Origin of the sequence: Trinickia sp. (assembly GCF_051961175.1) — a bacterium.
In the GTDB taxonomy this organism is placed as follows: domain Bacteria; phylum Pseudomonadota; class Gammaproteobacteria; order Burkholderiales; family Burkholderiaceae; genus Trinickia.
This window is the reverse complement of sequence record NZ_JBQCDN010000283.1, coordinates 1-25,863: the sequence shown is the minus strand read 5'-3', so window position 1 is coordinate 25,863 and position 25,863 is coordinate 1. Positions and strand designations below refer to the sequence as shown.

Genomic DNA, 25,863 nt, shown 5'->3' with positions numbered 1-25,863 from the left:
TTGTTTCTATGGGCAAGTCGGCTTTGTTTTTTTTGACGATGCTGTTTTGTTATGCGGTTTCGAGGGGCGGCGCGGGTTTCTACCGGGGGCCGCTTCCCTTCGTTCGCGATTGCATCCCTATCGACTTCCCCTCCCATGACAGAACTCACGAGCCGGGACCGCCTGCAGCCCGCGCTGCTCGATCGTTTGTCCGACGATGCGCCGCACGAGCGGGCCGAGCCGCGCGATCGGCGTGTGATGTCGACGGCGCAGTTGCGCGCGAGTGTCTTGCGCGACCTGTCGAATTTATTGAACGCGCACGCCTTGTATGGTTGCGCTTCGCTCGCCTCCCACCCGCTCGCCGCGGCGTCGGTCGTCAATTACGGGCTGCGCGACGTGACCGGTTTGGCGCGTTCGAGCCTGGACCTGGCCGCGCTCGCGCGGGAAATCGAATGTGCGATCACTCGCTTCGAGCCGCGCGTCGTGGCGGGAACACTGCGTGTCAAGCCGATCGATGCCAATCAAGCGGGCGGCCGTGCCGCGGTTGCGTTTCTCGTCGAGGGCGACCTCTGGGCGCAGCCTTATCCCGAACGGCTCTACTTCAGGACGGAACTCGATTTGGAGTGCGGGCAAGCGAGGATCATCGAGGCCGCGGATTCGACGTCCGGAGAGGGTAGGCAATGAACGAGTCGCTGCTGGCCTATTACGAGGAGGAGCTGCGGCATCTTCGCGAGGTGGGCGGAGAGTTCTCGCGTGCCTATCCGAAAGTGGCTTCGCGCTTGGGGCTGGATGCATTCGAATGCGCCGATCCATACGTCGAAAGGCTGCTCGAGGGATTCAGTTTTCTCGCGGCCCGCGTGCGTATGCAAATCGATGCGCAGTTTCCGCGTTTTACGCATCATCTTGCGGAGGCGATCTACCCTGGGCTACTCGGGCCGACGCCGTCGATGGCCGTTGTGCGAATCGAGCCAGACCGGACACACCCGGCGCTCGCGCGCGGTGTTGCGGTCCCGCGCGGCACCACGCTGTCGAGTCAGCTCGATCGCGACGGTGCGACGCGCTGTGAATACCGGACCGCGCATGCGGTCACGCTGCTGCCGTTGCGCCTGACACACGCCGGTTACCGCGCGTTCGATTGTTTGCCACCGGGGTGGGCAGCATCGGTCGAGCGTGCGCCAAAGGCCGTGTTGACACTTCGATTCGAATGGGGACCCACCGAGCGAGCAGCGATTCGTTTGCTCGACCGGCTGCCGCTTTACCTGCGAGGCAGCGAGGGGCTGGACGAACTGCTTCAGATGCGAATGAGGGGGCATTGTTTGGCCGCTTGTATTCGTGTCGGCGCCGCGCAGGAAGCGCGCTATGTACCGCTGCCCGCGCGCTGCGTCGAAGCGAAGGGATTCGCTGACGGCGAGGCCCTGCTTCCCACGACGAGCGCCACGTATCGCGGCGTGCGCTTGCTGCGCGAATATTTCGCATTTCCAGAGCGGTATTCGTTCGTCGAGGTGGCTGGACTGCATGAGGCCGCGGCCAGTCTGCTCGACGTCGGCAAAACGACCTTCGAACTCGTATTTTTGCTCGATGTTTACGATGCGACGCTGCGCACGGGCGTTGATGCATCGAGCTTCGCTCTCCATTGCACGCCGGTCATCAATCTGTTCCATCGCCGCGCCGATCGCATTGCGCTCGACGACCGCCGCTTCGAGCACCACGTGGTCGTCGATCGCACCCGGCCGCTCGACTTTGAAGTGTTCGCGATCGACGGCATCGATGGCTATACGGCGGTGGACGCAACACCGCAGCGTTTCGCGCCGTTTTATCGCGCCCGGGATCCGGGCGAGGGCGAGACGGAACAGGGCTACTTTCAGATGCGGCGCTCGCCGCGTCTGCTCTCGGCGCGCGAGCGTGTCCGCGGGCCTCGCTCACGCTACACGGGCACCGAAGTGTTCGTGGCGCTCGTGGCACCGGATGAGGCACCGTACTCGGGCGATTTGCGGCAGCTCGGCGCTGACGTCCTTTGCACGAATCGGGATCTGCCGTTGTCGATGCCGGTCGGAGCCGGAGCGACGGACTTTACCGGGGGGGCGCAATTGCAAGCTGTCGATCATATTCGCGTGCTCGCGGGGCCGACGGCGCCGAGGCCCGCTCACGCCGAGCAAGCAAATGTGTGGCGCTTGATCGACATGCTCTCGACCAGCCGGCTGCCGCTTGTGACGTGCGGTTTCGACGAAGCCGGGCGTCGGGTGGGCGCGGTTGGCGACGATGCTCGGGCATTGCGTCAGTGGTTGTCGGCGTTGTGTCCCGCCGACGACTCGGCGGGTCGGCACCAGATCTCGCTATTGCGACAGGCGAGCGCGAGGGCGATCACGCGCCGGTTGCCGTTGCCAGGGCCGGTTTGTTTCGGCCGCGGGTTGGAGATCTCGTTGACGTTCGACGACACGGCCTTCGGAGGCGCACGCGCTGCGCGCTTCGGCGCAGTGCTGGCCGCAGCGCTTGCCGATTACATGCCGATCAATCAATTCGCCGAAACGGTCCTATGTACGCCTACGCGCGGCATCGTGACACGCTATCCGGCAAGGGCGGGGCGATGCGGGATCCTGTGACGCTGGCCCTGCAATTGGGCGCCCGCGGGAAGCAATTCGATGCGTTCCAAGCATTGCGGCTGATCGAATCGACGCATCCGCACCATGCACACATCGGCACGGCGGCGCGCGCGGCGCACGAGCCCATTCGCCTTGGCCATGACGCGGATCTGCGTTTCTCGGCTGCGCAGGTGACGTCCTACGAGCCGGCGACCGAGACTGGACCCGCTCGACTCGCGCTCGATTTCGGGCTGCTCGGTCCCGATGGAGCGATGCCGCTGCACGTGACGGAGTACGTGCGGGCACGTTCGCGACATCAGGGCGATCGCACGATCGAGCGCTTTCTCGATGTCTTTCATCATCGGATGGCGAGTTTGCTGTATCGCGCCTGGGCGGACAGCCAGCCGGTTGTCGGAATGGACCGGCCCGGAGAAGACCGTTTCGCCGCGTATGCCGGCAGCGTCTGCGGTCTTGCGCATGAGGCCGCGCATGCACAGGCGCCGCTCGGCCGTTACGCGAGACTGGGGGCGGCCGCGGCGCTGGGAGACCGCCGCCGCCACGCCAGAGGGCTCGCCGCGCTGCTGTCGCACGAGTTGGCCCTACCGGCGCGGATCGAGCCGTTCGTCGGCCAATGGTTGCTCTTACCCGAAACGGCGAGCGTCCGACTCGGCAAGCGCAATCGCACAGCGCTCGGCGAAGGCTACGTACTAGGCCGTCGCAAGTGGGACCGGCAGCACAAATTTCGGATCGTCATCGGTCCGATGAACGCGGCCCAAAGCGAGCGGCTACAACCCGGCACGAGGGGCTTCGACCGTATCGCGGCATGGGTGCACCTCTATGCGGGCGCAACGCTCGACTTCGAAGTTGTACTGCGGCTTGAGCACGACGCGGCACCCGCCATGCGCCTCGGCGCGAGAACGCGGCTCGCACGGAACACGTGGATCGGATCGACGAGGAAGGCGACGACTGCGGAACCCGTCCTACGCTTTCGAGGCGCCCATCAAATCATTCGCACAACTGAATAAGGACGAAACGTCATGGCAGAACTGAGTCGGGCCGCGCTGTTCGGCAGGTTAGGAGGGATTGCCTACCGGGCGGTGGAAAGCGGCACCACGCTTGGCAAGGTGCGTGGGCACGCGTGCATCGGGTTAGCCCACTGGTTGCTCCAGATTCTGCAATACGACGACTCGGATCTGCATCGGATCGCGGCGCATGTCGGATTCGATGCCGCGGCGATTGCACGCGAACTCGCGTCGTCGCTCGAACGATTGCCTGGCCGTCAGGGGCAGACGCTCGATTTGTCGTCCGACGTACTCGATGCCGCAGAGCGCGGCTGGATGTACGCATCGTTGATGTACGGCGCCGAGCAGGTCCGTACGGGGCATGTGCTGATCGGTGTCATGGCCAGCCCTTCATTGCGGCGGGCACTGGCCGCCTGCTCGCCGACGCTGGGACGTCTCGATGAACGGGCATGCGTTCGCGCCTTCGACGCGATCGACGGACAGTCGCCGGAAGCGCACTCGGGCGCGGCGCGTGGTGCGCCCGATGCCGCCGTGGGCGATACGTATCCGGGCCAGTCGGCCGGGGCGCTCGGATCCGCCGCGCCGGCGCCGGACGCGCTGGCACGCTATACGGTGGATCTGACTGCCCGTGCAAGAGCAGGCCAGCTCGATGCGGTTGTGGGCCGGCATCAGGAGATTCGGCAAGTCATCGACATCCTGCTGCGCCGGCGGCAGAACAATCCACTCTTGACGGGCGAAGCCGGCGTTGGAAAGACGGCTGTTGTCGAAGGGCTGGCGCAACGCATCGTCGCCGGCGAGGTGCCGGCGGCGCTGCGGGACGTGTCGCTACGGTCTCTCGATATCGGGTTGCTGCAGGCGGGTGCCGGCGCGAAAGGCGAGTTCGAGGCGCGCTTGCGGCAAGTGGTCGAACAAGTGCAGGCGGCACAGCCGCCGATCATCCTGTTCATCGACGAAGCGCACACCTTGGTCGGTGCGGGCGGCGCGGCCGGAACGGGGGACGCGGCGAATCTCCTGAAGCCCGCTTTGGCGCGTGGTTCGCTGCGCACGATCGCCGCGACGACGTGGGCCGAATACAAGCGGCACATCGAAGGCGATCCCGCACTCGTGCGGCGATTCCAGACTGTTGCGATCGCAGAACCTGACGAAGCGCAGGCGCTGGCGATGTTGCGCGCCGTCGCGCCGGCGATGGAAGCGCATCACGGCGTGCAAGTGCTCGAAGAGGCGTTGCACGCGGCGGTCTCGCTGAGTCATCGGTACATCTCCGATCGGCAGTTGCCGGACAAGGCCGTGAGCCTGCTCGACACCGTCTGTGCGCGCGTTTGCGCGAGTCGCGATGCCGTGCCGCCGCCGTTGGAGCGCGTGCGCGAGCGAATCGCATCCCTTGCGGCCGAACACGCCAGCGCGGCACGCGAGCAAGTGCTGGGGCGCTGCGCGCCGGAGCAAGTGCAGCAACTCGCGCAGGCCCTGGCTCGGGCGCGCGAGGAGGCGAGTGCGCTGGAGCGGCGCTGGCGCGAGCAAGCGCGCAGCGTCGGGGAAGTGCTCTCGCTGCGCGCAGCGCTGTGGCGCGAGGCGCAGGGCGAAGCCGCCCCACAGTCGGTAGACGAGCAGGCCGACACGCACGAGGCTGGGCCGGACCATCTTGCACGCCTTGAAGGCGAACTGCGCGAACACCAAGGCGAAGCGCCGCTCGTCGTCGCGAACATCGATCGGCAGGCCGTTGCGTCGGTCGTGCAGGATTGGACCGGTATCCCCGTGCGCCGCATGGTGCGCGACGAACTCCATAGCGTCCTTGGCCTGGCGCAGCGGCTCGACACGCGCATCGTCGGGCAAGGTCATGCGACGCGGCGTATCGCTCGCCGCATCCGCGTCGCCCGGGCGGGCCTGCAACGCCCAGGGCGGCCGCTAGGCGTCTTTTTGCTGGCGGGCCCTTCGGGCGTGGGCAAAACAGAAACGGCGCAGGTGCTCGCCGAAGCGCTGTACGGCGGCGAGCGCAATTTGATCACGTTCAACATGAGCGAGTACCAGGAACCGCATACGGTGTCGACGCTGAAAGGCGCGCCGCCTGGCTATGTCGGCTACGGCGAAGGGGGGGCGTTGACCGAGGCGGTGCGCCGCAAACCTTACTGCGTCGTACTGCTCGATGAGATCGAAAAGGCCCATCGCGATGTGCATGCGCTGTTCTATCAGGTCTTCGACAAGGGTTGGATGGAAGACGGCCAAGGGCGCATCGTCGATTTCCGCAACACGCTGATCTTGTTGACGACGAACCTTGGCGACGACGACATCCTGCAAACGTGGCAGCGCTGCGACGGCGAGTGTGCGGCGACGCTCGATGCACTGCGTGCGCCGTTGCGTGAGGCGCTCTCGACGGTGTTTCCGGCGGCATTGCTGGCTCGGATGACGACGATTCCGTATCTGCCTTTGTCGGACGAATCGATGCGCTCGATCGTGCGCGTTCAGCTCGATCAGGTTCGAGAGCAAGTGCTGGCTCAGCAGGCGGTGACGCTCGGCTACGACGATACGGTGGTAGCCGCGATCGTCGATCGATGCGGTGAACGCGCGAGCGGCGCGCGGCTTGTGGACGCGGTCATCGCCGACGCCATCTTGCCGGAGATCGGCCAGGCTCTGCTTGGCGAGCGCGAATGCATGGAGCACGCGCGCGCGACGGGCATTGAGTTGCGCGTGGTCAATGGTGGCTTCGGCTGCGACGTGCAGCGGTCATTCCAAACTGGAGCAAGGAGCGTTCTATGCCTCAACCCGTCGTTGCCGGCGCACAGTTGACGTGCTCGTTCGGGGCGGCGCCGTCCGCGCTCGTGGTTCTGCCGGAAGCGCGCGTGCTCATTGAAGGGCGGCCGGCGGCCAACATCATGGATCATGAGCCGCTCGTCAATATCCCGACCTTCGGCATGTGCACGTCGGCGGCGAACCCCGCTGTCGCGGCGGCGACCGCCGCGGCGATGGGCGTGCTCACACCGGCGCCGTGTATTCCGCAGACCGAGGCGCCATGGGTGCCCGGCGCACCGACCGTGCTCGTCGGCAATATGCCCGCGTTGAATAACGGCAGCGTCTGCCTGTGCATCTTTGGGGGCAGCGTCACGATCGGGGTGGCGGGCGCAGTTCGGACGATGGTGCCGTAAGGCGGCGAGAGAACGCGAAAACGCGAAAACGCGAGAACGAGATTCGACATGACCCCTCTCCTGCAGGCCAACCGCGCAGCCCGTGTGGCGACCGTGCTGCCCGACTACACACTGGCGCTGTCGTGGATGGACGGCAACGAAGCGATGTCGCGCCCGTTCGAGATGCGCGCGGTGCTGCTCAGCGCGCGCTCCGATTTGACGGCCAAAGCCTTGCTTGGGACGCGCCTGTCGATTTCGCTCGATACGGGCTCGCGCGTGCGTCAATTCAACGGCATTGTCGCGCGCTTCGCGACCGCCGAGTACCCGGTCGCTCACGACGCGCGCGGCGCTGTGTTCCGCTACGAGGCTGTAGTCCGCCCGAGCCTGTGGCTGCTCACGCGCGCGACGCATTGCCGCTTCTTCCACGGACGCACCGTACCCCAGATCGTCGCGGCCGTGCTGGCCGACTATGACGTCGATTACAGCAACGCTTGTACTGCGAGCTATCCGGCGCTCGAGCATTGCGCGCAGTACGACGAGACCGATTTCGACTTTGTGAGCCGGTTGCTCGAGCGCGAGGGGATCTATTACTCCTTCGAACATGAAGGCGGCAAGGACCGGCTGGTGCTGGCCGATGCGCCCGCTACGCCGGGCAGCACGGGTTCGATCGCCTTTGCCGATGCACTGCTGGATGGGCACACGCTCGCCGAATCGATTTACGGGTGGCGTTTCGAGGAAGAACTGACAGCGGGGATGGCGGAGTTGACGGCGTTCGACTTCGCCAACGCAAAGGCGAGCGCCCAGCAGCAGGCGCTGGTGGCGCGGGCGTCGGGCGATGCCGGGGAGCGGCGCTATCGCTCAGCCGAGTTCGGCACGCACTACGTGGCGCAAGGCGATGGGCGCCGCTTGGCGCAAGCGCGTATCGACGCTCTGCAGGCAACCGGCGCTCGCGCATCCGGCACTTCGACGGCGCGCGCGCTGCAGCCGGGCAAGCTGTTCACGCTGACCGGGCATCCCCGGGCCGATCAGAACGGAGACTACCTGGTGACGCAGGCGTGTTACCGGCTGCGTGTCGGCGACTACACGCCGCGCGCCGATGCCAGTGCGCGCAGCGAGCCCGTCTTCGCCTGCACCTTCGAGGCGCTGCCCCGCAACCGGACGTTCCGTCCGGCGCGCGTGACGCATCGGCCGCATGCGGGCATGCAGACGGCGCTCGTCGTCGCGCCGGCGGGCGATGAGATGGCAACCGACAAACACGGCTGCGTCAAAGTGCAGTTTCACTGGGAGCAATTCGAGCCGCCCGCTTCGAGCGAGGTCATGAACCGCTGCTGGGTTCGGGTGGCGCAAGGATGGGCCGGCCGCAACTGGGGCATGGTTTTCATGCCGCGCGTGGGGCAGGAGGTGGTCGTTTCGTTTGTCGATGGCGATCCCGATCGTCCGCTCGTGGTCGGCGCGCTCTACAACAGTGCGAACCCGCCGCCGTATGCGTTGCCTGCTCACGAGGCGATTTCGGCGATTCGTACCGCATCGCTATCGGGCGACGGCAAGCACAGCGAGTTGCGTTTCGACGATAAGAATCTGCAGCTTTTGCTCTACACCGACGGGCGTGCCGACAGCTACGTCAAAGGTAATGCGTTGGCCTGGGTGGGGGACGATTCGCACGCCATCGTCGAGGGCAAGCAGCTCATCAAGGTGGGCGGGCACGATTTGACGATCGACGGCGCCCAGCGCGTGAAAGTCGGGGAGAGCGCTTCGCTGTCGGCCGGGATGGACGTCTTGCACAAGGCGGGGGTGAACTACTCGATTCAAGGCGAGATCGTCCACCTCAAAGGCGGCGCGAGCGTCGTGATCGAGGCGTCCGCGATGCTGACGCTCAAATGCGGCGGCAGCTTTGTCACGATCTCGCCCGCCGGGGTGCAAGTCAGCGGCCCGATGGTCGGTCTGAACAGCGGCGGTAGCGCGGGCTCGGCACCCGGTGGTTCGCCGCAATCGCCGAGCGCCCCGAAGAAGGCCGACGATGGGTCGGGAGCGAAATGACGCGCGCGCGCCTCGCCTCGACGATCGTGAGCGCGCTGTTGGTTGCGTCTTGCGCGTCTGCGCCGCCTGTGCCTGCTCCACCGCAGGCGCGGTGGACGCTGGCGGCCGCCTCGTCCATCAATGCGGACGAACACGGACGTCCCGCACCGCTCGTCGTGCGCCTTTATGCGTTGAGCGCGCGCGACGCGTTCGATCGCGCGACCTTCTTCGAACTGTACGACCACGATCGGACGGTGCTCGGGCAAGCAGCCCTCGAGCGCAGCGTGCTGGTGCTGAAGCCGGGCGAGCACGTTCGATTCGTGCGGCCGCTCCCGGCTGACACGCGGGCGTTCGCCGTCGTTGCGGCGTATCAGCGGATCGACTCGACGAAGTGGCGTGCGGTGGTCGACGTCGCCCCCACTGTGCCGCCGCACGACGTGAACATCGCCGCGTCCTTCGGTTCATCGGCCGCGACACTCACGCTGACGCCGGAGTGCGCGGCGGGCGATGCCGGAAACGCGGTATGGAAATGGATCAAACCGATCTGGAAAAAAATGGCGGGCTTGATCGGCGCGACTGGATGAAAGCGCTCGCAGGAGGAATTATGGTTTGCAACGATAGGGTGGTTTGGTCGGAGGGAATGCTGCTGCAGCAACAGCACTTGCAGCAGCACGACAGATACCTGCATTGGCTGATCGGCGCGTGCGGCACGTCGCGCGGGCGGCATGGCTGGGGGTTCTCGGCGCTGACGATCGACTCCGCGCAGTTGGCACTCGGCAAGCTGGCTTTGCGCGCATGCGCAGGCGTGATGCCGGACGGCACGCCGTTTTCGTTGCCCGAGCACGGCGATCTGCCGTTGCCGATCGACGTCCCGGAAACCCGCCGCGACGCAATCGTCGTACTGGCGTTGGCACTCGCCCGGCCCGGGGTGCCCGAAGTCGAAGACGATACCGCCGGGGCCGATACCGATGGCCATACAGATACCGATGCGGAGCCCGCCGGTCAGTCGTACGCGAGGTATCGACGTCTCGAATACGTTGTCGACGATTGCCACACGCGGGCGGGGGACAGCGCGCTCGTGCAGGTCGCGAGGGTGCGAATGCACCTGGCCTTCGCGGACAACGTGGGCGATGCGTTCAGTTGCGTCGGGGTGGCACGTATCGTCGAGCGCCGCGCGGATCATCGGCTCGTCCTCGATCCCGCCTATATGCCGTCGTGCCTCGACTATCGCGTCGCGCCGCGGCTCTCGGCATTCCTCGATGAACTCGTCGGCTTGTTGCGCCAGCGTGCGCAAGTGCTGGCGACGCGTCTTGCTCAACCCGGCATTGGCGCCGTCGCGGAACTGGCCGATTTTCTCTTGCTGCAGCTCGTCAATCGTAGTGAGCCGCTGCTTTCGCACTGGGCGCGCAGTGAGGGCGTGCATCCTGAAACGCTCTATTGCGCTTTACTTCAATTGGCGGGCGAGCTGGCGGGACTCACACGGGGGGCGGCGCGGCAACGGGAGCATGGGCCCTATCGGCACGAAGCCCTCGCATCGTCGTTCGAGCCGCTGATTGCGAACGTACGCGAGGCGCTCAGCTATGCGATGAGCCCACAGGCGGTCGCGATCGGACTCGATGCCCGCCCGTTCGGCGTCCACGTCGCACGCGTGGCCGATTCGTCCCTGTTCTCCAGTGCCGGCTTTGTGTTGACGGCGCGTGCCGATATGGCGGCCGATCAGCTCGCCGCGGCATTGCCGCAACAATTGAAAGTCGGACCGCTCGAAACGATCGACGATCTCGTGAATCTGCAACTGCCGGGCATCGGGCTGCGTCTGCTGCCGGCAGCGCCGCGTCAATTGCCGTTTCATGCGCAGCGGTGCTATTTTGCCCTCGACGCGAACGATTCGTTGTGGCCGCAACTGGCGTCCTCCGGCGCGCTCGCGATGCATGTCGCGGGCACGCTGCCCGGTTTGGAACTCCAACTTTGGGCGATCCGGCAATGAACGCCGTATGGTTCGATCCGGCTGGGGCCACGCCCGCACGGGAGCCGCGCGAGCGCAACCGGTTGCTCGAGGCGGCCCGCCCACTGCTCGAACTCGCTTGCAGGCTGCGCACGCGCGAATTCGAGGAGGCGCTGGAGCCGTTGCGCGATCGGCTGCGCACGATGGTCGACGCCTTCGACGCCGCTGCGCGGCATGCTGGGGTCGGCGGGACGGCCGCCACCTCGGCGCGCTATTGCCTGTGCACCTTCGTCGATGAAATCGTCGCCGCGACACCCTCTGGAGGCGCCGGTGCGTGGGCGAGCCATAGCCTGCTGGTCCTCTTTCACGGCGAGACGTCGGGTGGTGAACGGTTCTTTTCGCTTTTGCAAGACCTGGCTCGCGACGCCGGGGCGCATCTCGAAGCGTTGGAGCTGATTGACGTGATGCTCGCGCTCGGTATGGAGGGGCGCTATCGGTTGTTGAACGGAGGACCGTCGCAGCTCGAGTCGGTTCGCACGGAGCTACGACGGCTCATCGTTGCCGAACGCGGGACGCCGCCTGTCTGGCCCGACGCGATGCGAGGGAGCGAACACCTGTGGCGGCGGGGCGGGCGATGGAAGCTCAGCGGCGCTATCGTCGCCGGTTCGCTATGTGCGTTCGTCTCCTTGCTGGTCATGCTGGAGGCCAACCTGCATGCCCAAGCCAGACCGGTTATCGAAACCTTGGCGCAGGTTCGGGTCGCACCGGTATCTCAGGCGACGGTGCCCGCGGTTTCGACGAGTGCGCTGGCCGATAGGCTGGCTCAGCGGTTGGCGGCCGATCTATCGGCCGGGCGGCTTGCGCTTGAGCGCGCGCCGGATCGCGCCGTGCTGACGCTCGGCAGCGATGCGCTGTTTGCTTCGGGCAGCGCGGTGGTGTTGCCCGGCCGTCTCGCGTTGCTCCAGCGTGTAGGCCTGGCGCTGCGCGAGCTCGATGCGCGCATCGTTGTGGTCGGGCACACCGACGATGCACTGCCGTCGCCCGGCAAGCGTTCGAACTGGCAGCTATCGCTTGCGCGCGCCAGTGAAGTCGCGAACCTGCTGCGCAAAGAGGCGGGCGCCCCGGAACGCTTTCTCGCGCAAGGCGCCGGTGCATCGGCACCCGTGGCACCGAACGATTCGCCCGGGAATCGTGCCCGCAACCGCCGTGTCGTCATTACGATCGTTGCCCGCGGGGCGTCCCTGTAATGGCGCGTCCGTCCGTGGGGCGCCGATCTGAGCGAGAACGCGATATATGTTAGTAATCCTAAGGAAAGCACTCCGCCTGCGCATGCTGGCGGCGTGGGTGCTCGCGGTTGCCGTGGCGGCGCTGATCTGGTTCAAGGCGCCGCATCTCGGGTTCGACGAGCAGCGGCCATTCGCGTCTGCGTCGGCGCGCCTGTGGCTGATCGCAGCCTGTGCGCTCGGCGTGATGCTCTCGTTCGCGTTGCGAGGGCTCGTCCGTGCGTTGCGCGATCTACGCATCGTTCGGCGTAGCGGCGGAAATCGAGCGGCGGCACCCGCCGACGATCGCGTAGACGAATCGCCTGCTGCATCGACTGCTGAATCGCCGGCTACCACCCCGTCGCGCCGGAGGCAGCAGCGCATCGCGGTCAACGACCTGATCGCGGCGGCGCTGCGTTGGACGCGCTCGGGCGGCCCCGCGTGGCGTTTCGGGCGGCACAGCGTGCATCGGCTGCCATGGTATCTCGTGATCGGCGAACCAGGCGCCGGGAAATCGGCGATGCTGGCGGCGCTGGGGCGCCGTGTCGAGGAGCAGACGTTGCGCGCCGCGGCAGTATCAGCCGATGGGTCCGTGTGCGGATGGTTCGGTAAACAGGCCATCCTGCTCGAAGCTTGCGTGGGCGACCCCGCGCAGGAGACGACGTGGCGAGCCCTGATTCAGCGTTTGCGCTGCGCGCGTAGCCACGGTCCCGTCAACGGGATCGTCGTGGCGGTCTCGGCACGGCGGCTTTTGGACGGGGACGCCGCATGGCTCGCTTGTCATGCCGAAATGCTGCGCGCGCGCATCGATGAAGCTTATCGGCTATGGAGGCGGCGCGTTCCCGTTTATGTCGTCGTAACGCAATGCGACAGCATCACCGGCTTCGACTGTTTCGTCGGTGCTTCGACCGATGAACGGCTTGTCGGCCCGTTGGGAATTGTGCTTCCGATGAGCCGGGCGGCGCACCTGGACGCCTGGGGCACCCACTGGGCGCAAGCATTCGCCAGCTTGGCACGCGACGCGCATGCGCAGGTGACGGCACGCATGCCGTTGCGCCCCGATGCATGGCGCGCCACGATGACGTTTCGATTTCCGTCAGCGTTGGCGGCCTTGACGGCGCCGCTGACCGGCCTGTTGCACGAGGCATTCGGCGCCTTGCCAGAGCGACCGGAGCCTCCCTTGTTGCGTGGCGTGCATTTTGCAGCGGCCCCGAGGAATGCGCCGCCGTCGGAGCCACATATGCCGGCGTCGTTGTGTTTGGCGGCGGGCGGCGAGCGGGCCTGCTTCATCGATGGCTTGTTTCGGGATGTCGTCTTTCGCGAGCGTGGGCTGGTGTATTCGCGCGATGCGCTGCCGCATCGGCGCGTCGTGCTCACACGTATCGCCGCTGCGTCATGCGCCGTGTTGATCGCATGCGCTTGTGCAGGCCTCCTGACGGCCTTCCACCGCGGGACCGCCGCTGTCGCCGCCACGGAGCCCGCCGCCGTGGCGCTCGTGCAGGCGGCGCGAAACAGCGTCGATACACAGTCGCCCCGCGCGATGCTGGCGTTGCTCGATCGGGCGCATGCGCTACCTTGCGGTCAAGCCTGGCAAGATTCCGGCGGGTCTTGGCTCGTCGGCCTCGGGATCGTGCGGGAGATGCACCTCGAAGCCGCCTGCCGGCAGGCGTATCGCACGGTGTTACGCGAAACGGTGGAGCGGTATGTCGTCGCGCGCATGACGCAAACGCTGCTCGATCCGAACGCCGCACCTTCGATGCAGTTCGACACGCTGCGTGCCTATTTGATGCTCGGTCAGAAGGCGCATGCCCAACAAGCCGTCGTCATGGCATGGATCACAGGCGATGCCGCGCGGGCCGATCTTTCCGCCGTCGAGCGGGCGGCATGGCTCGCGCATTGCGCCGCGTGGGCCAATCCGGTCCTGTTCGCATCGAACGTGCCGCTCGATGCGAAGCTGATCGCCGATACCCGCGCGCGGCTGCTCGCACAACCGCTGGCACGGTATGCCTTCGATACCGTCATGGGATCCCTGCGTGCATCGATGCCGGAGCCGTTGTCGGTGGCGGAGATGGCGGGCCGCGCGACCGCGCTCGTGCTCTACCGCAAAAGCGGGGCGCGGTTCAGCGAGGGGGTGCCCGGCGCATACACGTTGGTCGGTCTACACCGTTACGTCGCACTGCGCGATGCGGCACTGGCTCAGCTTCGTCAGGACAACTGGGTGCTCGATCGGAAGGATGCCGGCCCGCAGCAGGCGCGCGAACTGGCCGATGAGGTGGACCGCCTCTATCTGAACGGCTACGTGTCGGCATGGGATGCCTTGATCGGCGATGTCGCGTTGCGGCCGCTGCCGAGTTCGGACGACGGCGCTTCCCTCGTCACGTTGCTTGCCGGTCCAGACTCGCCGTTGCGTGCGTTTTTGCAGCGGGCAGCCAAGGAAACGACGATCGCAGGCGCGGACGCCGTCCCGGCGCCGGGGCGCGGCGCGTCGGGCGTGTTGCGTGTCGTCAAACATAAGGTCAGCCAGTGGTTCAACCCTGATGGGCCGAGGACCGCCACGCACTTCGCGCTCCGCCCGGAGATTGCGGCGCTCGTCGATCGACATTTCGAAGCGCTGCATCGCTTCGTGCAGGGAACGGGCGCGGGTGGGGCAAGTCCGCTCGATGCGGTCCAAGCGCAATTGAAAGAGGTGGCCGTCTATTTGCATGCGGCCGATGTCGCGCGCGAGAGCGGCTTGCCGGTGCCGCCCGACGACGCGCTCGAGCAACTGGCGCAGAACGCCGCCACGATGCCGGAGCCGCTTGGCGACATGCTCGGCGCGCTCGCGCAGGACGGGACGGCCAGGGCGCGGTCCGCACAGCGTGAGCGCATCAACGAACGCTGGCGCGCCGACGCCGATGCGTTCTGTCACGCCGCCATCGACGGGCGCTATCCCTTCGCCCAAGGCGGCGTCAACGAAGTGACCCCCGACGATTTCACGCGGCTGTTCGCGGCCGGTGGGCTGTTCGACACGTTCTTTCAAACGTATTTGAAGCCGTACGTCGACACGACGACAGTCCCATGGAGCTGGCGTGCATCGGTCGCTCCGTCCGGGATGTCGAGCGCTGCGCTGCGGCAGTTCGAGCGCGCCGCGAGTATTCGCGAAGCGTTCTTCCCCGGAACAAACAAAACGATGGATGTGCGCTTCACGCTGACGCCGCGCAGTATGGACGCGGGTTTGACGCGCTTCGTCCTGACCGCAGATGGCACGACGCTCGACTACGCGCATGATCCGGTGCGCGCGACGACGTTCGATTGGCCCGATCGTACGGGCGAGCACGCGGCGCGCATCGATGTTGCGCCCGCGAGTGCGGACGGCCGCCACGGATTCGAGGCACGCGGCGCATGGTCATTGCTTCGTCTGCTCGATCGGGGCCGTCTCGACGCGCAGGCGGCCGATCGATTCGTCCTGACGTTTAGTCTCGACGGCCGGAACGTCGCGCTCGACCTCATGGCATCGAGTGTAGCGAATCCCTTTGCGTTGGCCGCATTGCATGCGTTCAGTTGCCCATCGGAGTTCTAGTGCCCTGTCCCGCAAGTTCCTTTGATATGAAATCGCCCATTTGGCCGCCAGGCGGCGTCGCTCGTCAATGCCATAGCGACGGCTATGGCGCCTCCTCGCTCCTTGCCTGACAACCAAATGGACAATTTCATTTATCAAAGAACTTACGGGACAGGACACTGATCATTGAACACGCCGCTACGTGTGCGGAACCGTCTCCGAGCCGTTCGTTACTCAATCATTCTTTCGTTTCCGGCCGGCCTATGAAGGGATTTTCGTCAGTGACGTCATCCGCGCCGTTTCGGCGGCTACGCGACGTATGGAGCGGGCGCCCCGCGCGGTGGATTGCATGGCTCGGCGGGCGGGGCGATGCGGTGGCGGCAGTTTTGATCGCGCTCGTCATGGCGATGATGATCTTGCCGCTGCCGACAGTCGTCATCGACACGCTGATCGCGTTCAATATCGCCGCGGCGGTGTTGCTGATCGCGCTGGCACTGTACCTGCCGAGCGCCGTTTCCTTTTCGAGTTTTCCTGTCTTGCTGCTGCTGACGACGCTCGTGAGGCTCGGCATCGAAGTCAGCACGAGCCGGTCCATCTTGTTGCATGCGGATGCGGGCGGCATCGTCGATACGTTCGGCCGGTTCGTGGCGGGCGACGATCTGGTCGTCGGGCTGATCGTCTTTTCGATCATCGCGATCGTTCAGTTTCTCGTCGTGACGAAAGGGGCTGAACGTGTGGCGGAGGTCGCCGCGCGCTTCACGCTCGATGCGATTCCGGGGCGCCAAATGGCGATCGACGCCGATCTGCGCGCGGGCTTCACGCGTCCAGAGACGGCGCAATACCTGCGCGAAGAACTTGCCAGGGAGAGCCGGATGCATGGCGCGATGGATGGCGCGATGCGGTTCGTCAAGGGCGATGCGATCGCAGGCCTCGCGATCGTGGTGGTCAACTTGACTGCCGGTATCGCGATTGGCGTCGCCGGGCGCGGGTTGTCGTTCGACGAAGCCCTGGAACGCTATTCGATTCTGACGATCGGCAATGCGCTCATCGCGCAAATCCCGGCGTTGCTGATCGCCATCGCGGCGGCGGTATTGATCACGCGGGGCGGCGACGATTCGAACGCGTCGAATTCGACAGTGGGTGGCCAGATCGCGCGACAACTGATTGCGGCGCCGGCCGCTTGGCTGATGACGGGCTTCGTGATGCTGGTGTTCGCGCTCGTGCCCGGGATGCCTTGGCCGGTCTTCCTGCTGCTGGCCGCCGGGCTGTTTTCGATCGGCATGGCGCGACGGCGGCGCGACACGCAAGCCCGAGCGCACGCGCAATCGCCGGCGAAGCCACCCGATCCGCGCGTGGTACCCGACGATGTCGATGTGCGGCAGATCGTGCCGATCCGTCCGATCGTCGTCACGCTGTCGTCGCGCGCCACCGGTGCAGGTGAACACACGTCAGCCGAACGCGAAGGCGCGCTCACGCGTGCGATTCGCCGCGTACGAAACGAACTCGTCTTGCGCTACGGCATGACGGTGCCTGTGATCGAAGTCGATCGTGCCGGCCGCTTGGACGTCGACGCCTATGAGATTGCCATTCATGAAGTCGTGGTGGCGTCGGGGTGCCTGCATTGGGACCGCGTATGCGTGCCATTCAGCGACGAGATCGGCGCCGTCGTGCGCACGCACGGCGTGGCACAGTCGTTTCCGTTACTCGAGGACGCGGTATGGATCGAGCCGTCGCGATTGACGCAGCCGCACGCACCGGGGCGAGTGGCGCTCGATGCGATCGGCTATTTCTCGCTGATGTTGCGCCGGTTGCTGCATCGTTATGCGGGACGGTTCGTCGGTATTCACGAAGCGCAATTGGTGTTCAATTGGCTGCAGCGTGAGATGCCGGCCACCGCGAAAGAGCTCGCACAGGCGTTGACGCTGCCGCGGTTCGCGGAAGTCATGAAGCTGCTGATCGTGGAGCGGGTGTCGTTGCGCAATGTCAGAGAGATCGCTGAAACGCTCGTTGTCTGGGCGCCGCGCGAGAAAGACGCGGCTGGGCTCGCGGAACACGTGCGCATGGCGCTTGGCGCGCAGATTTGCGACGAGTTCGCTCATGAAGGCGTGGTGTATGCGTGCCTGCTCGAACGCGCGCTCGAGACGCGGTTGAACGACGCGCTGCAGCAGACACCGCTCGGCACCGCGTTGAGCATCGACCACGATTTGATGCAGGCGCTGGTTGCTCAAATCCGCGCGCTGAGCGCGACGCGGCCGGATCTTCCCGTCGCGCCGGTCGTCCTGACCACGCAGCCGTTGCGTCGTCCCTTGCGTCAATGGCTTACCGATGAACTGTTCGAGACGCACGTACTCTCGTATGCCGAGGTGGGATCGACGCAGCGCGTTCAGGTGCTCGGCAGCCTGTCGTTGAGCGCCGCCGCGCAAGCGGCGTCCATACATGATGTCTAGCGAGGGGCGAACGCAGGCTCGCGCGCGGGCCTTTACAGTGCGGCAAGTCTCGAACAACTGCGTTCGGCCGATGAGATCCGGGGCTTTCCGGACGATCGCCGGAACGATGACCGTCGGCTAGGCATCGAACGCGATGTCGTCGATTTCGATCGGTATGTTTGGCCGCTCGCCGAGCGTTTCGATCTCTTCGACGATGCGATAGAGGACAGCGGCCGCTCGGTAGCAATCGGCCGGGATGCCTGCCTCTAATTCGCCATGACGATAGAGATGGCGCGCGAGCCGGCGGAAGCGGAAGACGAGGACTCGGTCGAGCAATGCGTCGTTCGTCATCTGCATGGCCTGATCGTCCAGCGCTTTGGCGATGACGAGCGGCGGATTGGAATCGTCGCCGCTGTAATCCAGGAGGACGGCAATATGATCCGGATTCGTGACGAGGGCGCGTTTGCTCCGTCCACGGTCCACCGGTGGCACCGTCAGCGCGGCTTCGGCAAACGACGCGCGTTGGCGGGCGCGCATGCTCGGATCGCCCGCGGTTTGCTTGAGTTCGTCCGTGAGCTCGCGGTGCGTCATGCGTAACGCGCGACGATGCTGACGTTTAGCGATGACGACCGACAACAGGGCGGGCAGGAAAAGAACCGCGAACAGGCTTCGAATGAAGCGGTGCAAGCTTGCGATGCCTGCGTTGACATCGAAGGCGAGCGTTTGCCATTCGAGCATCGCATCGACTAATGCAAGCCGCCCGCGCAATAAGACATAGGCGGTGCTGCCAACGATGATCGCGCTTGTCAGCGCGAGTGCGATGGCGGTGAGATTCTTCGTGCTGAGGAGTGCCTTGAAGTGTCGGACTGCATCGAGCCGCTTGAACGACGGTTTGATCGCCTTAGGTGAGACGGAGAGGCCGCCGCAGGCCCAAGCGCTGAAAGCCGTGGCGATGACGGCGATGCAAGCGACGATGCCTACGATGGCAATGATCGAGGCGGCGTAAAACGGAATCAGATGCAAGCATGCCTCGATATGATCCCCTTGCGCCAGGTGAACGAAAGTCGCCGCTTGAAGCGCGAGCCACCGGTCGATGCTCGTATCGATCAAGGCGAATAGCGCCTCGCTCGCCAGTAACGCGGCGACGAAGCCGGTCAGGAATTCGCTGCGCGCCACATTGCCCTCGGCACGTGCGTCACGCAAACGCTTATCGGTTGGCGGTAGCGGTTTGTCGCTCATCGAGTGAGTGCAGGCGCGGGTCTCGCTACCTGGCTGGCTGACGTGTCGTGGTTCATCGGGGCAGGGTGGCGATCTCTTCCATCGTGCGCCGCACCTCGAGGCTGTGCTGATCGACGATATCGCCCGTGGCCGTCAACAGACGAGGCAACGTCAGGGCAATGAGCAGCATCAACAGCACACTCTTGAACGGCAAGGCGGCGACGTAGGCCGGAAACTTGGGGCTGACGCGCGAGAGCAAGGCGAAGCAAGCTTCGATGCAGCCCAGCGCAAGCAGATACGGGGCGGCGAGCGTGAGCGCGAATTGCATCGATGCCGCGAGCAACGCACCGAATAGCGCCCAAGCCTGGGGCCCGAGCGTTGGAAGATCGGCGAGCACGGGCCAGAGGACGTAGCTCGTCGTCACGATGTCGAACAGCGCGTGCAAGCCGCCACTGTGAAGGAGGAAGACGATCAGCGCCTGTTGCAGCAGGATCGCCAGCACGGAGGTATCCACCGACATCGCGGGGTCGAGCGCTTGCGGGTTGCCGCCGCGTTGATAGTCGAGGTACGTGCTGGCGGCCTCCAGGGCCCAAAACGGCACGCCGACGAGTCCCGCAAGGAGCATGCCGAGCACCGCTTCCTTGGCCATTAGCGCGAACCATTCCCCGAGCGCGAGCGGCGCATGGGCGAGTGCCGCGGCAACGCCGGGCGCGGCGGGCAAGGCAAGGGCGAGCATGACCACGGCTCGCGCGATGCCCGCCAATGCGCGTCCCGCAAAAATCGGCGCGAGCACGAGGGTGGGAAGCCATCGCACTCCGCACAATGCCAGCGCGGAGACGAACGGCAAGGCGGATTCCAGCGTGCCGGTCACAGCTGGCCGCTCATGCGCGTCGAGCGCTCGCGAGTTCGAAGGCGTGGTCGATCAAGCGCATGAGTTCGGCACCCACCGAATGTGCGGTGACAGCGATGGCCGCGCCTACGACAATGAGCTTGACGGCGAACGGTAGCGTTTGATCCTGAATTTGAAATACGGACAAGACGAGCGAAATCGCAATGCCGGCGCAGGCCGCGGCGAGCGAGAACACGACCGACACTTTGAAGGCGAAAAGCAGGGCATGCTGAAGCAGCATCAGGGAGTCGGGCATGGACGTCATCGTTTTCGCTTTCATCCCTGATACGAGAGGACGAGCGCGTATAGCAGTTTGCCCCAGCCGTCGGCGATCACGAACAGCAGCAGCTTGAGCGGAAGGGCAACGATCATCGGTGGAACCATTTGCATCCCCATCGCAAGCAGAACGTTCGACACGAGCAGATCGATGGCGACGAACGGTATGAAGAGCAGCAGGCCGATTTCGAAGGCCGACTGCAGTTCCGAAATGACGAATGCGGGGACGGCGATGCTCCAGTCGTCGGCGCGGGCCGTGTCGTGCGCGGCCTCGGGCCACGTCTGTTTCGCCATGTCGAGAAAGCGAGCACGCTCGTCGGCGCGCCCGTTGCGAATCACGAATTGTCGTAACGGTTCGACTATCGCGAGCGCGGCCTCGATTTGGGACGCACCTGATGCAGGCGTGAGCGTGACCTGCCGTGCCTGGGCCATGCAAGCCGATAGCGTCGGCGACATGACGAACAGGGTTCCGACGAGGGCGATCGCGTTCAGGGCGAGCGTTGTCGGTGCCTGTTGAACCCCAAGCGCGTTGCGGACCAACACGAGCACGACCGACAGCTTCAGGTACGACGTGGTGGCGATCGCGACGAGCGGCAGCAGCGAAAGCAGGCCGAGCAATGCAAGCAAGGCCAGCGGATGTTGATCGAGGATCATGAGGTCGGGCTGGGTGCGCAAGGCGGTGGCCACCGCGTGATTTCGACCGCGAGCCGGCCATCCAGATCGACGAGCTCGCCGCTGCCGATCGTCACGCCGTTCGCTTCGATCGTTACCTCGGGCGGCATGCCGCGCTTCAATTCGAGCAGCGAGCCGGTGCGCAACGCGGCGAGCGCGCCCACTGTCGTGCCTAACGTCCCGAGCGAGAAAGACAGGCGGACGGGAATGCTGCCCGTATCGATCGAAGAAGTGGGGCTTGCGGAGCCGGCGCCGGCGATGGCGTCCTCAGGTGGGGCGGAGGGGGCGTGGGTCATGTTTTCCACTTCGAAACAACGGTGAGTGTCCAGCCAACGCAGCTGTAGCGCGCATGGGCCGACATGCACGAGCGCACGGCCCGAGACATCGGACGCACCGGCCGCGATACGAACGATGTCGCCGCGTGACAGGGTGTCGAATTCGGCGAGCGGCAGCGCCGCCTCGCCGACGTCGATCGGAATGGCGGCGCGCAGCCCAGTTAGCCACTGGGGTGGAGAAGCGGGTTCGGCGATAGGGTGCCACGGATCGCTATCGAGTAATGCGTCCAAGCCAGCCGCCGTCATGACCCAACGCATGGTCAGCCGGATCGACGGCAAGCACACCGAGAGATAGACCGGAAACGCCGGCTCGCCTTGGCGTACCGTGGCAGCGGTATCGCTGACGGCGGGCTCGCCGAGCGCATGCCGCAGGGAGGGTGCGAGCGCGGCAAACGCGTAACGCGCGAGGGCACGGTGCGCCGGCGGCATTCTGGGGCGTGTCATATCGATTCCGGTGCAGGCTAGCAGCAGCGAAGCATAGTCATATGCGATCGCTGGACCGAAACGCGTGGAGAGTGGCAAACCTTGGCTTTCGTCGTTGGCCGGGTAGACGTCTTCCCGGACGAATAAGTCTGCCGCCCCTCCAACGGTCAACGGGCACTGCGCACGATATGCCCGGGCGAGACGATGTCGCAGTTTCGCGATGGCGTCGATGCGCCGTAGGGAAACGGGCGTGACGGCAGGACGCGCGCTGCGCCGTCCATTGAGCGGTTCGCTATTCAACATGCGTGACTTCGATCTGCGACGAGCGGCGCGAAACGGAGGCGGTCGGATGACCGGGGGCAGCGGGGCGGATCGGCATCATTCGATGTCGCCGATATCGAGGCGCTGCCGGAGGGCGCGCAGCGTTTCGTCCTTTCGCGCGAGCAGGCGGTACCGTTCCCGCGCCTGCTCGAGCAGGCGGCCGGCGCGGGTGCTGTCTTGCGTGTGCAAGCGCACGCGTTCCGATTGCTTGGCGGCCAATACCTCGCGTTGTGCCTGCTCTGCGCTCGCGCGGTGAAGCGCGAGGCCGAGCGCTTCGCGCCCCCGCTGCCCACGATGCCATTCGCGCTCGATTGCCTGGATGCTGTCTCGTAGCCTTGCTGCTTCGGTTTCGGCCGCTTGTTGCGCGGCGCGCGCGTGCCGGGCGTCACGGTCCGCACGCAGCAGCGCATGAGCGGCGCGTTTTCGACGTGTGTCCGATATGGCCGCGAGGACGTCCCATGCGGTGCATGCGCGCGTCGGCGTCGATTCGCCGGTAAGCGGTTGACGAAGACGGCCTCGCAGGCGTTCATCCGCCGTGGACGGCGACATGTAGTTGTTCAAGCGTGTGCTCCCAAAGAACGGGGGTATGAAGATCTTGGCCCAACAGCTCGGCGAGATAGGGGTAGCGCGTCATCGCTTCGTCGGCCGCGGCGTCATGGCCAGGTTCGTATTCGCCGAGCGAAACCAGCCATTCGAGATCCCGGTGGCGCGCCAACAGCATCCGGGCGCGGTTCGCGTCCCGCCGATGCGAATCGCTGACGACCACGGGCATGAGCCGACTCAGACTCGCGGTAACGTCGATGGCCGGAAAGTGCGCACGTTCGGCGAGTTTTGACGAAAGGACGATATGCGCATCGAGCAACGACTTTGCCTCGTCGGCGATGGGATCGGTGTGTTCGCTTTCGGTCAATACCGTGTAGACGGCGCTGATCGCCCCCTCCTGACGCATGCCTGCGCGTTCGATCAAACGGGGCAACGCGGCGTAGACCGAAGGAGGGTACCCCAGCCGGCCCGGAGGCTCGTTCGATGCGAGACCGATTTCGCGTTGCGCGCGGGCGAAACGCGTGAGGGAATCGATGAGCAGCAGGACATGCTTGCCCTCGGTACTGAACCCTTCGGCGATGGCGGTGGCCGTGAACGCGGCACGGGCCCGCTCCATCGGCGACGCGTCGGATGTCGCGCAAACCACGACGGTGCGGCCCGCCCGTTCCGGGCCGATCTCGCGCGCGAGAAACTCGTTCAACTCGCGCCCGCGCTCACCGACCAGCCCGAGCACGATGACATCGGCCTCGATGCCGCGAGCCATAGCGCCGAGCAGCGTGGTTTTGCCGCACCCGGGGCCTGCGAATAGTCCGATTCGCTGCCCGCGGGCGAGTGTCAGCAAAGCATTGATCGCACGCACGCCCGTGACGAGGCGCCGATCGATGGGGGGCCGCGTGGCGGGGCAAGGGGCGGCGGCGAGCACACGTATCGTTCTGGAACCGTGATCGGCCGCCGTTGTATCGACACGCATCGGACGTCCGAACCCGTCAAGCAGCTGGCCGAGCAAATGTGGCCCGACATCGACGCTGTGCGGCGCCCCGAGGCTACGAATCGGCGCATTCGACGCGATGCCTTCCGTCGGCCCGAGCGGTGCGAGCCATGCGCGATGGGTGTCGAACCCGATGACCTCGGCAAGAACAGGCGGCACGCGCGGATCGGGCGAACACAGTTCGCACAGATCCCCGACGGCACAGCCCGGCAAGCGCGCGACGACAAGCAGCGCACTGACTTGTTCGACGCGTCCGTAGCACCGCACCGCCTGCGCACGGTCGAAGCGTCCGTATGCGCGGCGCGTCCATGCCGCAAGGCGGATAGCCGTATCGGTTCCGGGCGCGAGCGTCACGGCTTCGGTCGCGCTTGTCACCATGTCAGCTCCGCGGCATGCGGCCCGGTGAATACCGCGCGCCCCGGTTCGATGCGAACGAGCGTGAATGCACCCAGACGGCTGCCGGGAATCAGAATCTGATCGTCGCGGGTCACGATAAAGCCGTACGGTCCGGTACTTGCACTGCGTATCTCGAACGGCGGCCGACGGACGGCTTGGCTGGGATAGACGGCGCCGCTGACCACGCGCACCGGTGTGCGAGCGGCATCGGGCGCGGACTGCGCAGGCGACGTGGCCGCATGCGAAGGGGCGCTGCCGACTCGCGGGCTTCGCAATGTCAGTGCCGAGACGATCCCGGCGAATCCGATTGCCGCGGCGAGCGCAAGGCATCGTTTCGCCTTGGGTGACATCGGCCTTCCGTCGCGTCGGACCGGCTGCAACGTATCGGATTGAGGTTGACCGGACGGCCAGGGCGATGCTTCTTCGTCGCAGCCGATCAAAACCGGGCCGGCAAACCAACGCGCTCCCGCGATGAGCGGTGTACCGCCGGATGCGTCGGCCTCGCCGAATGCATCGTCGCTCGATCGCGTCGATGCATACGTGTGATATCGCCAGCTTGAATTCGCGAACCGATAGATCGTGCAGGCCACGGCAGGCATGCCGGGATCGAGCAATACGAGGTCGTTCCCGGCGGCGCTGCCGATGCGGATTGCATCGCCATCGACTGGCAGCGCGGCCCCGCGATGCAGGCCGGTCAGGATGCGGAGTTCGAGCATGGCGGCGTGGTGGGTGTCGTCCTACAACGCCTTCGCGCCGATAAAAATGGCACGTTGCTGAGCGCGCGCGGACGCGACGGGGTAGCTTGCGATCAAACGCGGCGGCGCGCCGCTCTCGAGCGTCACCGCGGTGTCCAGTTTGACGCTGCTCGTATTGGCCCAGGGCTGCCCCGGCAGGCCAGTGGGCTGCGCCATGAGCAAATCGACGTCCACCGCGATGGAGGTCGTGGCGGCGCGCTCGGACGGCACGATGCGCGCGGCCAGATCGAGCCGATCACCGCGATTTCCGCTGCGCCCGTTCATGGGTTCGGTGCCCTGCTGATCAGGAGCGGTGCCCGCGTCAGTTTCGCCCCCTATCGCCAGAGTGGTGTGGGCATTGAGCCGGCCAACGAGCGTTTGCCGATTGAGGAGGCGAACACGGCGCTCCGCGATGGCGGCGTCGATGTGTTCGTCGAATAAGGATCGATGCGGTGCAACCTGGGGGTGCGCGCTGTCGCTCGCCGCATCGAGCGCTGCGACGGTGGTGAGATCTGCTTCGATTACGAGTACGTCCATCGAGACAAGTGACGACGGCCGATCGAGCGCGTCGATGAGCGGCTGGATCCGGCTTCGCCAGCGGCGATCGCCCCAGACAAGGACCGAGTTCGTTCGCTCGTCGGCCACGATGTTGATGTCCGCCGCATCCCATTGCATGTTTTTCGTGGCGCGCGGACGAGGCGCGAGAGCCGAGGAGGGGGACGGTGCGCCCGGAAAGCCGATCCATTGCGCGAGCGGCGGTGCCGCGGCGGGCAACGGAGGAAAGTCGGTTTGTGCCGGCAACGCGAACGAGGGGGCGGCGGCCGGCACGTCACGCATGAGCAATTGCCGCAACAAGGCCGCGACGCCGGGCCGGGGCGCGGCCTCGGCGCTCATGCCCGAAGCGGGCACGTCTGCGGCCTGCGCGAATCGGAGCGGAAAAATCATGGGCCCTGGATCGGCTGTGCCCTCGCTCGAACGCGTATTGCCCGCGAGGAAGCGGCGCACGAGTGCCCGATAGGCGCGAGGTCCACCCACGAGGACTGCATCGTGGCCCGGAAGCTCCCCCCAGCCGAAGCGCGCATCGTAAAGTCCGACCGACTCCAGGGCGGTGGGGGCGGGCGACCCCCCCCACCCCCGGCAAGCCGGAAGTTCCCCGGGGGCGGCGCGGGGCGCGCGGGGGGGGGGCGG

Annotated in this window: 20 protein-coding genes; 11 read left to right on the top strand and 9 right to left on the bottom strand. The window is 65.8% G+C overall.

Features of this window, described 5'->3' with window-relative positions:
* Positions 1 to 135: 135 nt before the first annotated feature.
* The 11 genes from tssE to ACTHL0_RS17010 all read left to right on the top strand — a co-directional run bounded on the left by tssE (position 136) and on the right by ACTHL0_RS17010 (position 17,901).
* Positions 136 to 663 (top strand): type VI secretion system baseplate subunit TssE, encoded by a 528-nt coding sequence (gene tssE, locus ACTHL0_RS17060; RefSeq protein ID WP_440567997.1) that lies wholly within the window; start codon positions 136 to 138, stop codon positions 661 to 663.
* Positions 660 to 2,579 carry a type VI secretion system baseplate subunit TssF gene (gene tssF, locus ACTHL0_RS17055; RefSeq protein ID WP_440567996.1) on the top strand — a complete coding sequence of 640 codons (1,920 nt, stop codon included), beginning with the start codon at positions 660 to 662 and terminating at the stop codon, positions 2,577 to 2,579. Before tssE ends, tssF begins: the two co-directional genes overlap by 4 nt.
* Positions 2,564 to 3,583: a type VI secretion system baseplate subunit TssG gene (tssG, locus tag ACTHL0_RS17050; protein ID WP_440567995.1), complete on the top strand. Its 1,020-nt coding sequence runs from the start codon at positions 2,564 to 2,566 to the stop codon at positions 3,581 to 3,583. Before tssF ends, tssG begins: the two co-directional genes overlap by 16 nt.
* Positions 3,584 to 3,595: 12 nt before the next feature.
* Complete coding sequence (tssH, locus tag ACTHL0_RS17045; RefSeq protein WP_440567994.1) at positions 3,596 to 6,361, top strand: type VI secretion system ATPase TssH; 2,766 nt, start codon at positions 3,596 to 3,598, stop codon at positions 6,359 to 6,361.
* Positions 6,328 to 6,717 carry a DUF4280 domain-containing protein gene (locus tag ACTHL0_RS17040; RefSeq protein WP_440567993.1) on the top strand — a complete coding sequence of 130 codons (390 nt, stop codon included), beginning with the start codon at positions 6,328 to 6,330 and terminating at the stop codon, positions 6,715 to 6,717. The genes tssH and ACTHL0_RS17040 overlap by 34 nt, the downstream gene beginning before the upstream one ends.
* Positions 6,718 to 6,765: 48 nt before the next feature.
* Positions 6,766 to 8,733, top strand: a complete 1,968-nt coding sequence (locus ACTHL0_RS17035) for a type VI secretion system Vgr family protein (RefSeq protein WP_440567992.1) — start codon at positions 6,766 to 6,768, stop codon at positions 8,731 to 8,733.
* Entirely contained in the window at positions 8,730 to 9,296 is a 567-nt protein-coding gene (gene tssJ, locus ACTHL0_RS17030) for a type VI secretion system lipoprotein TssJ (RefSeq protein ID WP_440567991.1), read from the top strand. Before ACTHL0_RS17035 ends, tssJ begins: the two co-directional genes overlap by 4 nt.
* A complete protein-coding gene (tssK, locus tag ACTHL0_RS17025; protein ID WP_440567998.1) occupies positions 9,293 to 10,696 on the top strand; it encodes a type VI secretion system baseplate subunit TssK in 1,404 nt (467 codons plus the stop codon). Before tssJ ends, tssK begins: the two co-directional genes overlap by 4 nt.
* The gene (gene icmH, locus ACTHL0_RS17020) at positions 10,693 to 11,901 is read left to right on the top strand and encodes a type IVB secretion system protein IcmH/DotU (RefSeq protein WP_440567990.1); all 1,209 of its coding nucleotides are present in this window, start codon (positions 10,693 to 10,695) and stop codon (positions 11,899 to 11,901) included. The genes tssK and icmH overlap by 4 nt, the downstream gene beginning before the upstream one ends.
* A 46-nt stretch (positions 11,902 to 11,947) precedes the next feature.
* A complete protein-coding gene (gene tssM / locus ACTHL0_RS17015; RefSeq protein WP_440567988.1) occupies positions 11,948 to 15,475 on the top strand; it encodes a type VI secretion system membrane subunit TssM in 3,528 nt (1,175 codons plus the stop codon).
* A gap of 260 nt (positions 15,476 to 15,735) precedes the next feature.
* Positions 15,736 to 17,901: an FHIPEP family type III secretion protein gene (locus ACTHL0_RS17010; RefSeq protein ID WP_440567987.1), complete on the top strand. Its 2,166-nt coding sequence runs from the start codon at positions 15,736 to 15,738 to the stop codon at positions 17,899 to 17,901.
* A gap of 117 nt (positions 17,902 to 18,018) precedes the next feature.
* On the opposite strand, the gene ACTHL0_RS17005 is transcribed toward ACTHL0_RS17010, so the two are convergent.
* From ACTHL0_RS17005 to ACTHL0_RS16965, 9 genes are all read right to left on the bottom strand, one after another.
* Positions 18,019 to 19,119, bottom strand: a complete 1,101-nt coding sequence (locus ACTHL0_RS17005; protein WP_440567986.1) for an EscU/YscU/HrcU family type III secretion system export apparatus switch protein — start codon at positions 19,117 to 19,119, stop codon at positions 18,019 to 18,021.
* Between the two features lie 52 nt (positions 19,120 to 19,171).
* Complete coding sequence (gene sctT, locus ACTHL0_RS17000) at positions 19,172 to 19,969, bottom strand: type III secretion system export apparatus subunit SctT (protein ID WP_440567985.1); 798 nt, start codon at positions 19,967 to 19,969, stop codon at positions 19,172 to 19,174.
* A gap of 10 nt (positions 19,970 to 19,979) precedes the next feature.
* On the bottom strand, positions 19,980 to 20,243 hold the full coding sequence (locus tag ACTHL0_RS16995; protein WP_440567984.1) for an EscS/YscS/HrcS family type III secretion system export apparatus protein: 264 nt from the start codon (positions 20,241 to 20,243) through the stop codon (positions 19,980 to 19,982).
* Between the two features lie 20 nt (positions 20,244 to 20,263).
* Complete coding sequence (gene sctR, locus ACTHL0_RS16990; RefSeq protein WP_440567983.1) at positions 20,264 to 20,917, bottom strand: type III secretion system export apparatus subunit SctR; 654 nt, start codon at positions 20,915 to 20,917, stop codon at positions 20,264 to 20,266.
* Entirely contained in the window at positions 20,914 to 21,714 is an 801-nt protein-coding gene (gene sctQ, locus ACTHL0_RS16985; protein WP_440567982.1) for a type III secretion system cytoplasmic ring protein SctQ, read from the bottom strand. The genes sctR and sctQ overlap by 4 nt, the downstream gene beginning before the upstream one ends.
* Positions 21,715 to 22,071: 357 nt before the next feature.
* The gene (locus ACTHL0_RS16980) at positions 22,072 to 22,575 is read right to left on the bottom strand and encodes a hypothetical protein (protein WP_440567981.1); all 504 of its coding nucleotides are present in this window, start codon (positions 22,573 to 22,575) and stop codon (positions 22,072 to 22,074) included.
* A complete protein-coding gene (locus ACTHL0_RS16975; RefSeq protein ID WP_440567980.1) occupies positions 22,541 to 23,923 on the bottom strand; it encodes a FliI/YscN family ATPase in 1,383 nt (460 codons plus the stop codon). The genes ACTHL0_RS16980 and ACTHL0_RS16975 overlap by 35 nt, the downstream gene beginning before the upstream one ends.
* Positions 23,917 to 24,657 (bottom strand): FHA domain-containing protein, encoded by a 741-nt coding sequence (locus ACTHL0_RS16970; protein WP_440567979.1) that lies wholly within the window; start codon positions 24,655 to 24,657, stop codon positions 23,917 to 23,919. The genes ACTHL0_RS16975 and ACTHL0_RS16970 overlap by 7 nt, the downstream gene beginning before the upstream one ends.
* Before the next feature lie 21 nt (positions 24,658 to 24,678).
* A complete protein-coding gene (locus ACTHL0_RS16965; protein WP_440567978.1) occupies positions 24,679 to 25,710 on the bottom strand; it encodes a secretin N-terminal domain-containing protein in 1,032 nt (343 codons plus the stop codon).
* Positions 25,711 to 25,863: the final 153 nt, after the last annotated feature.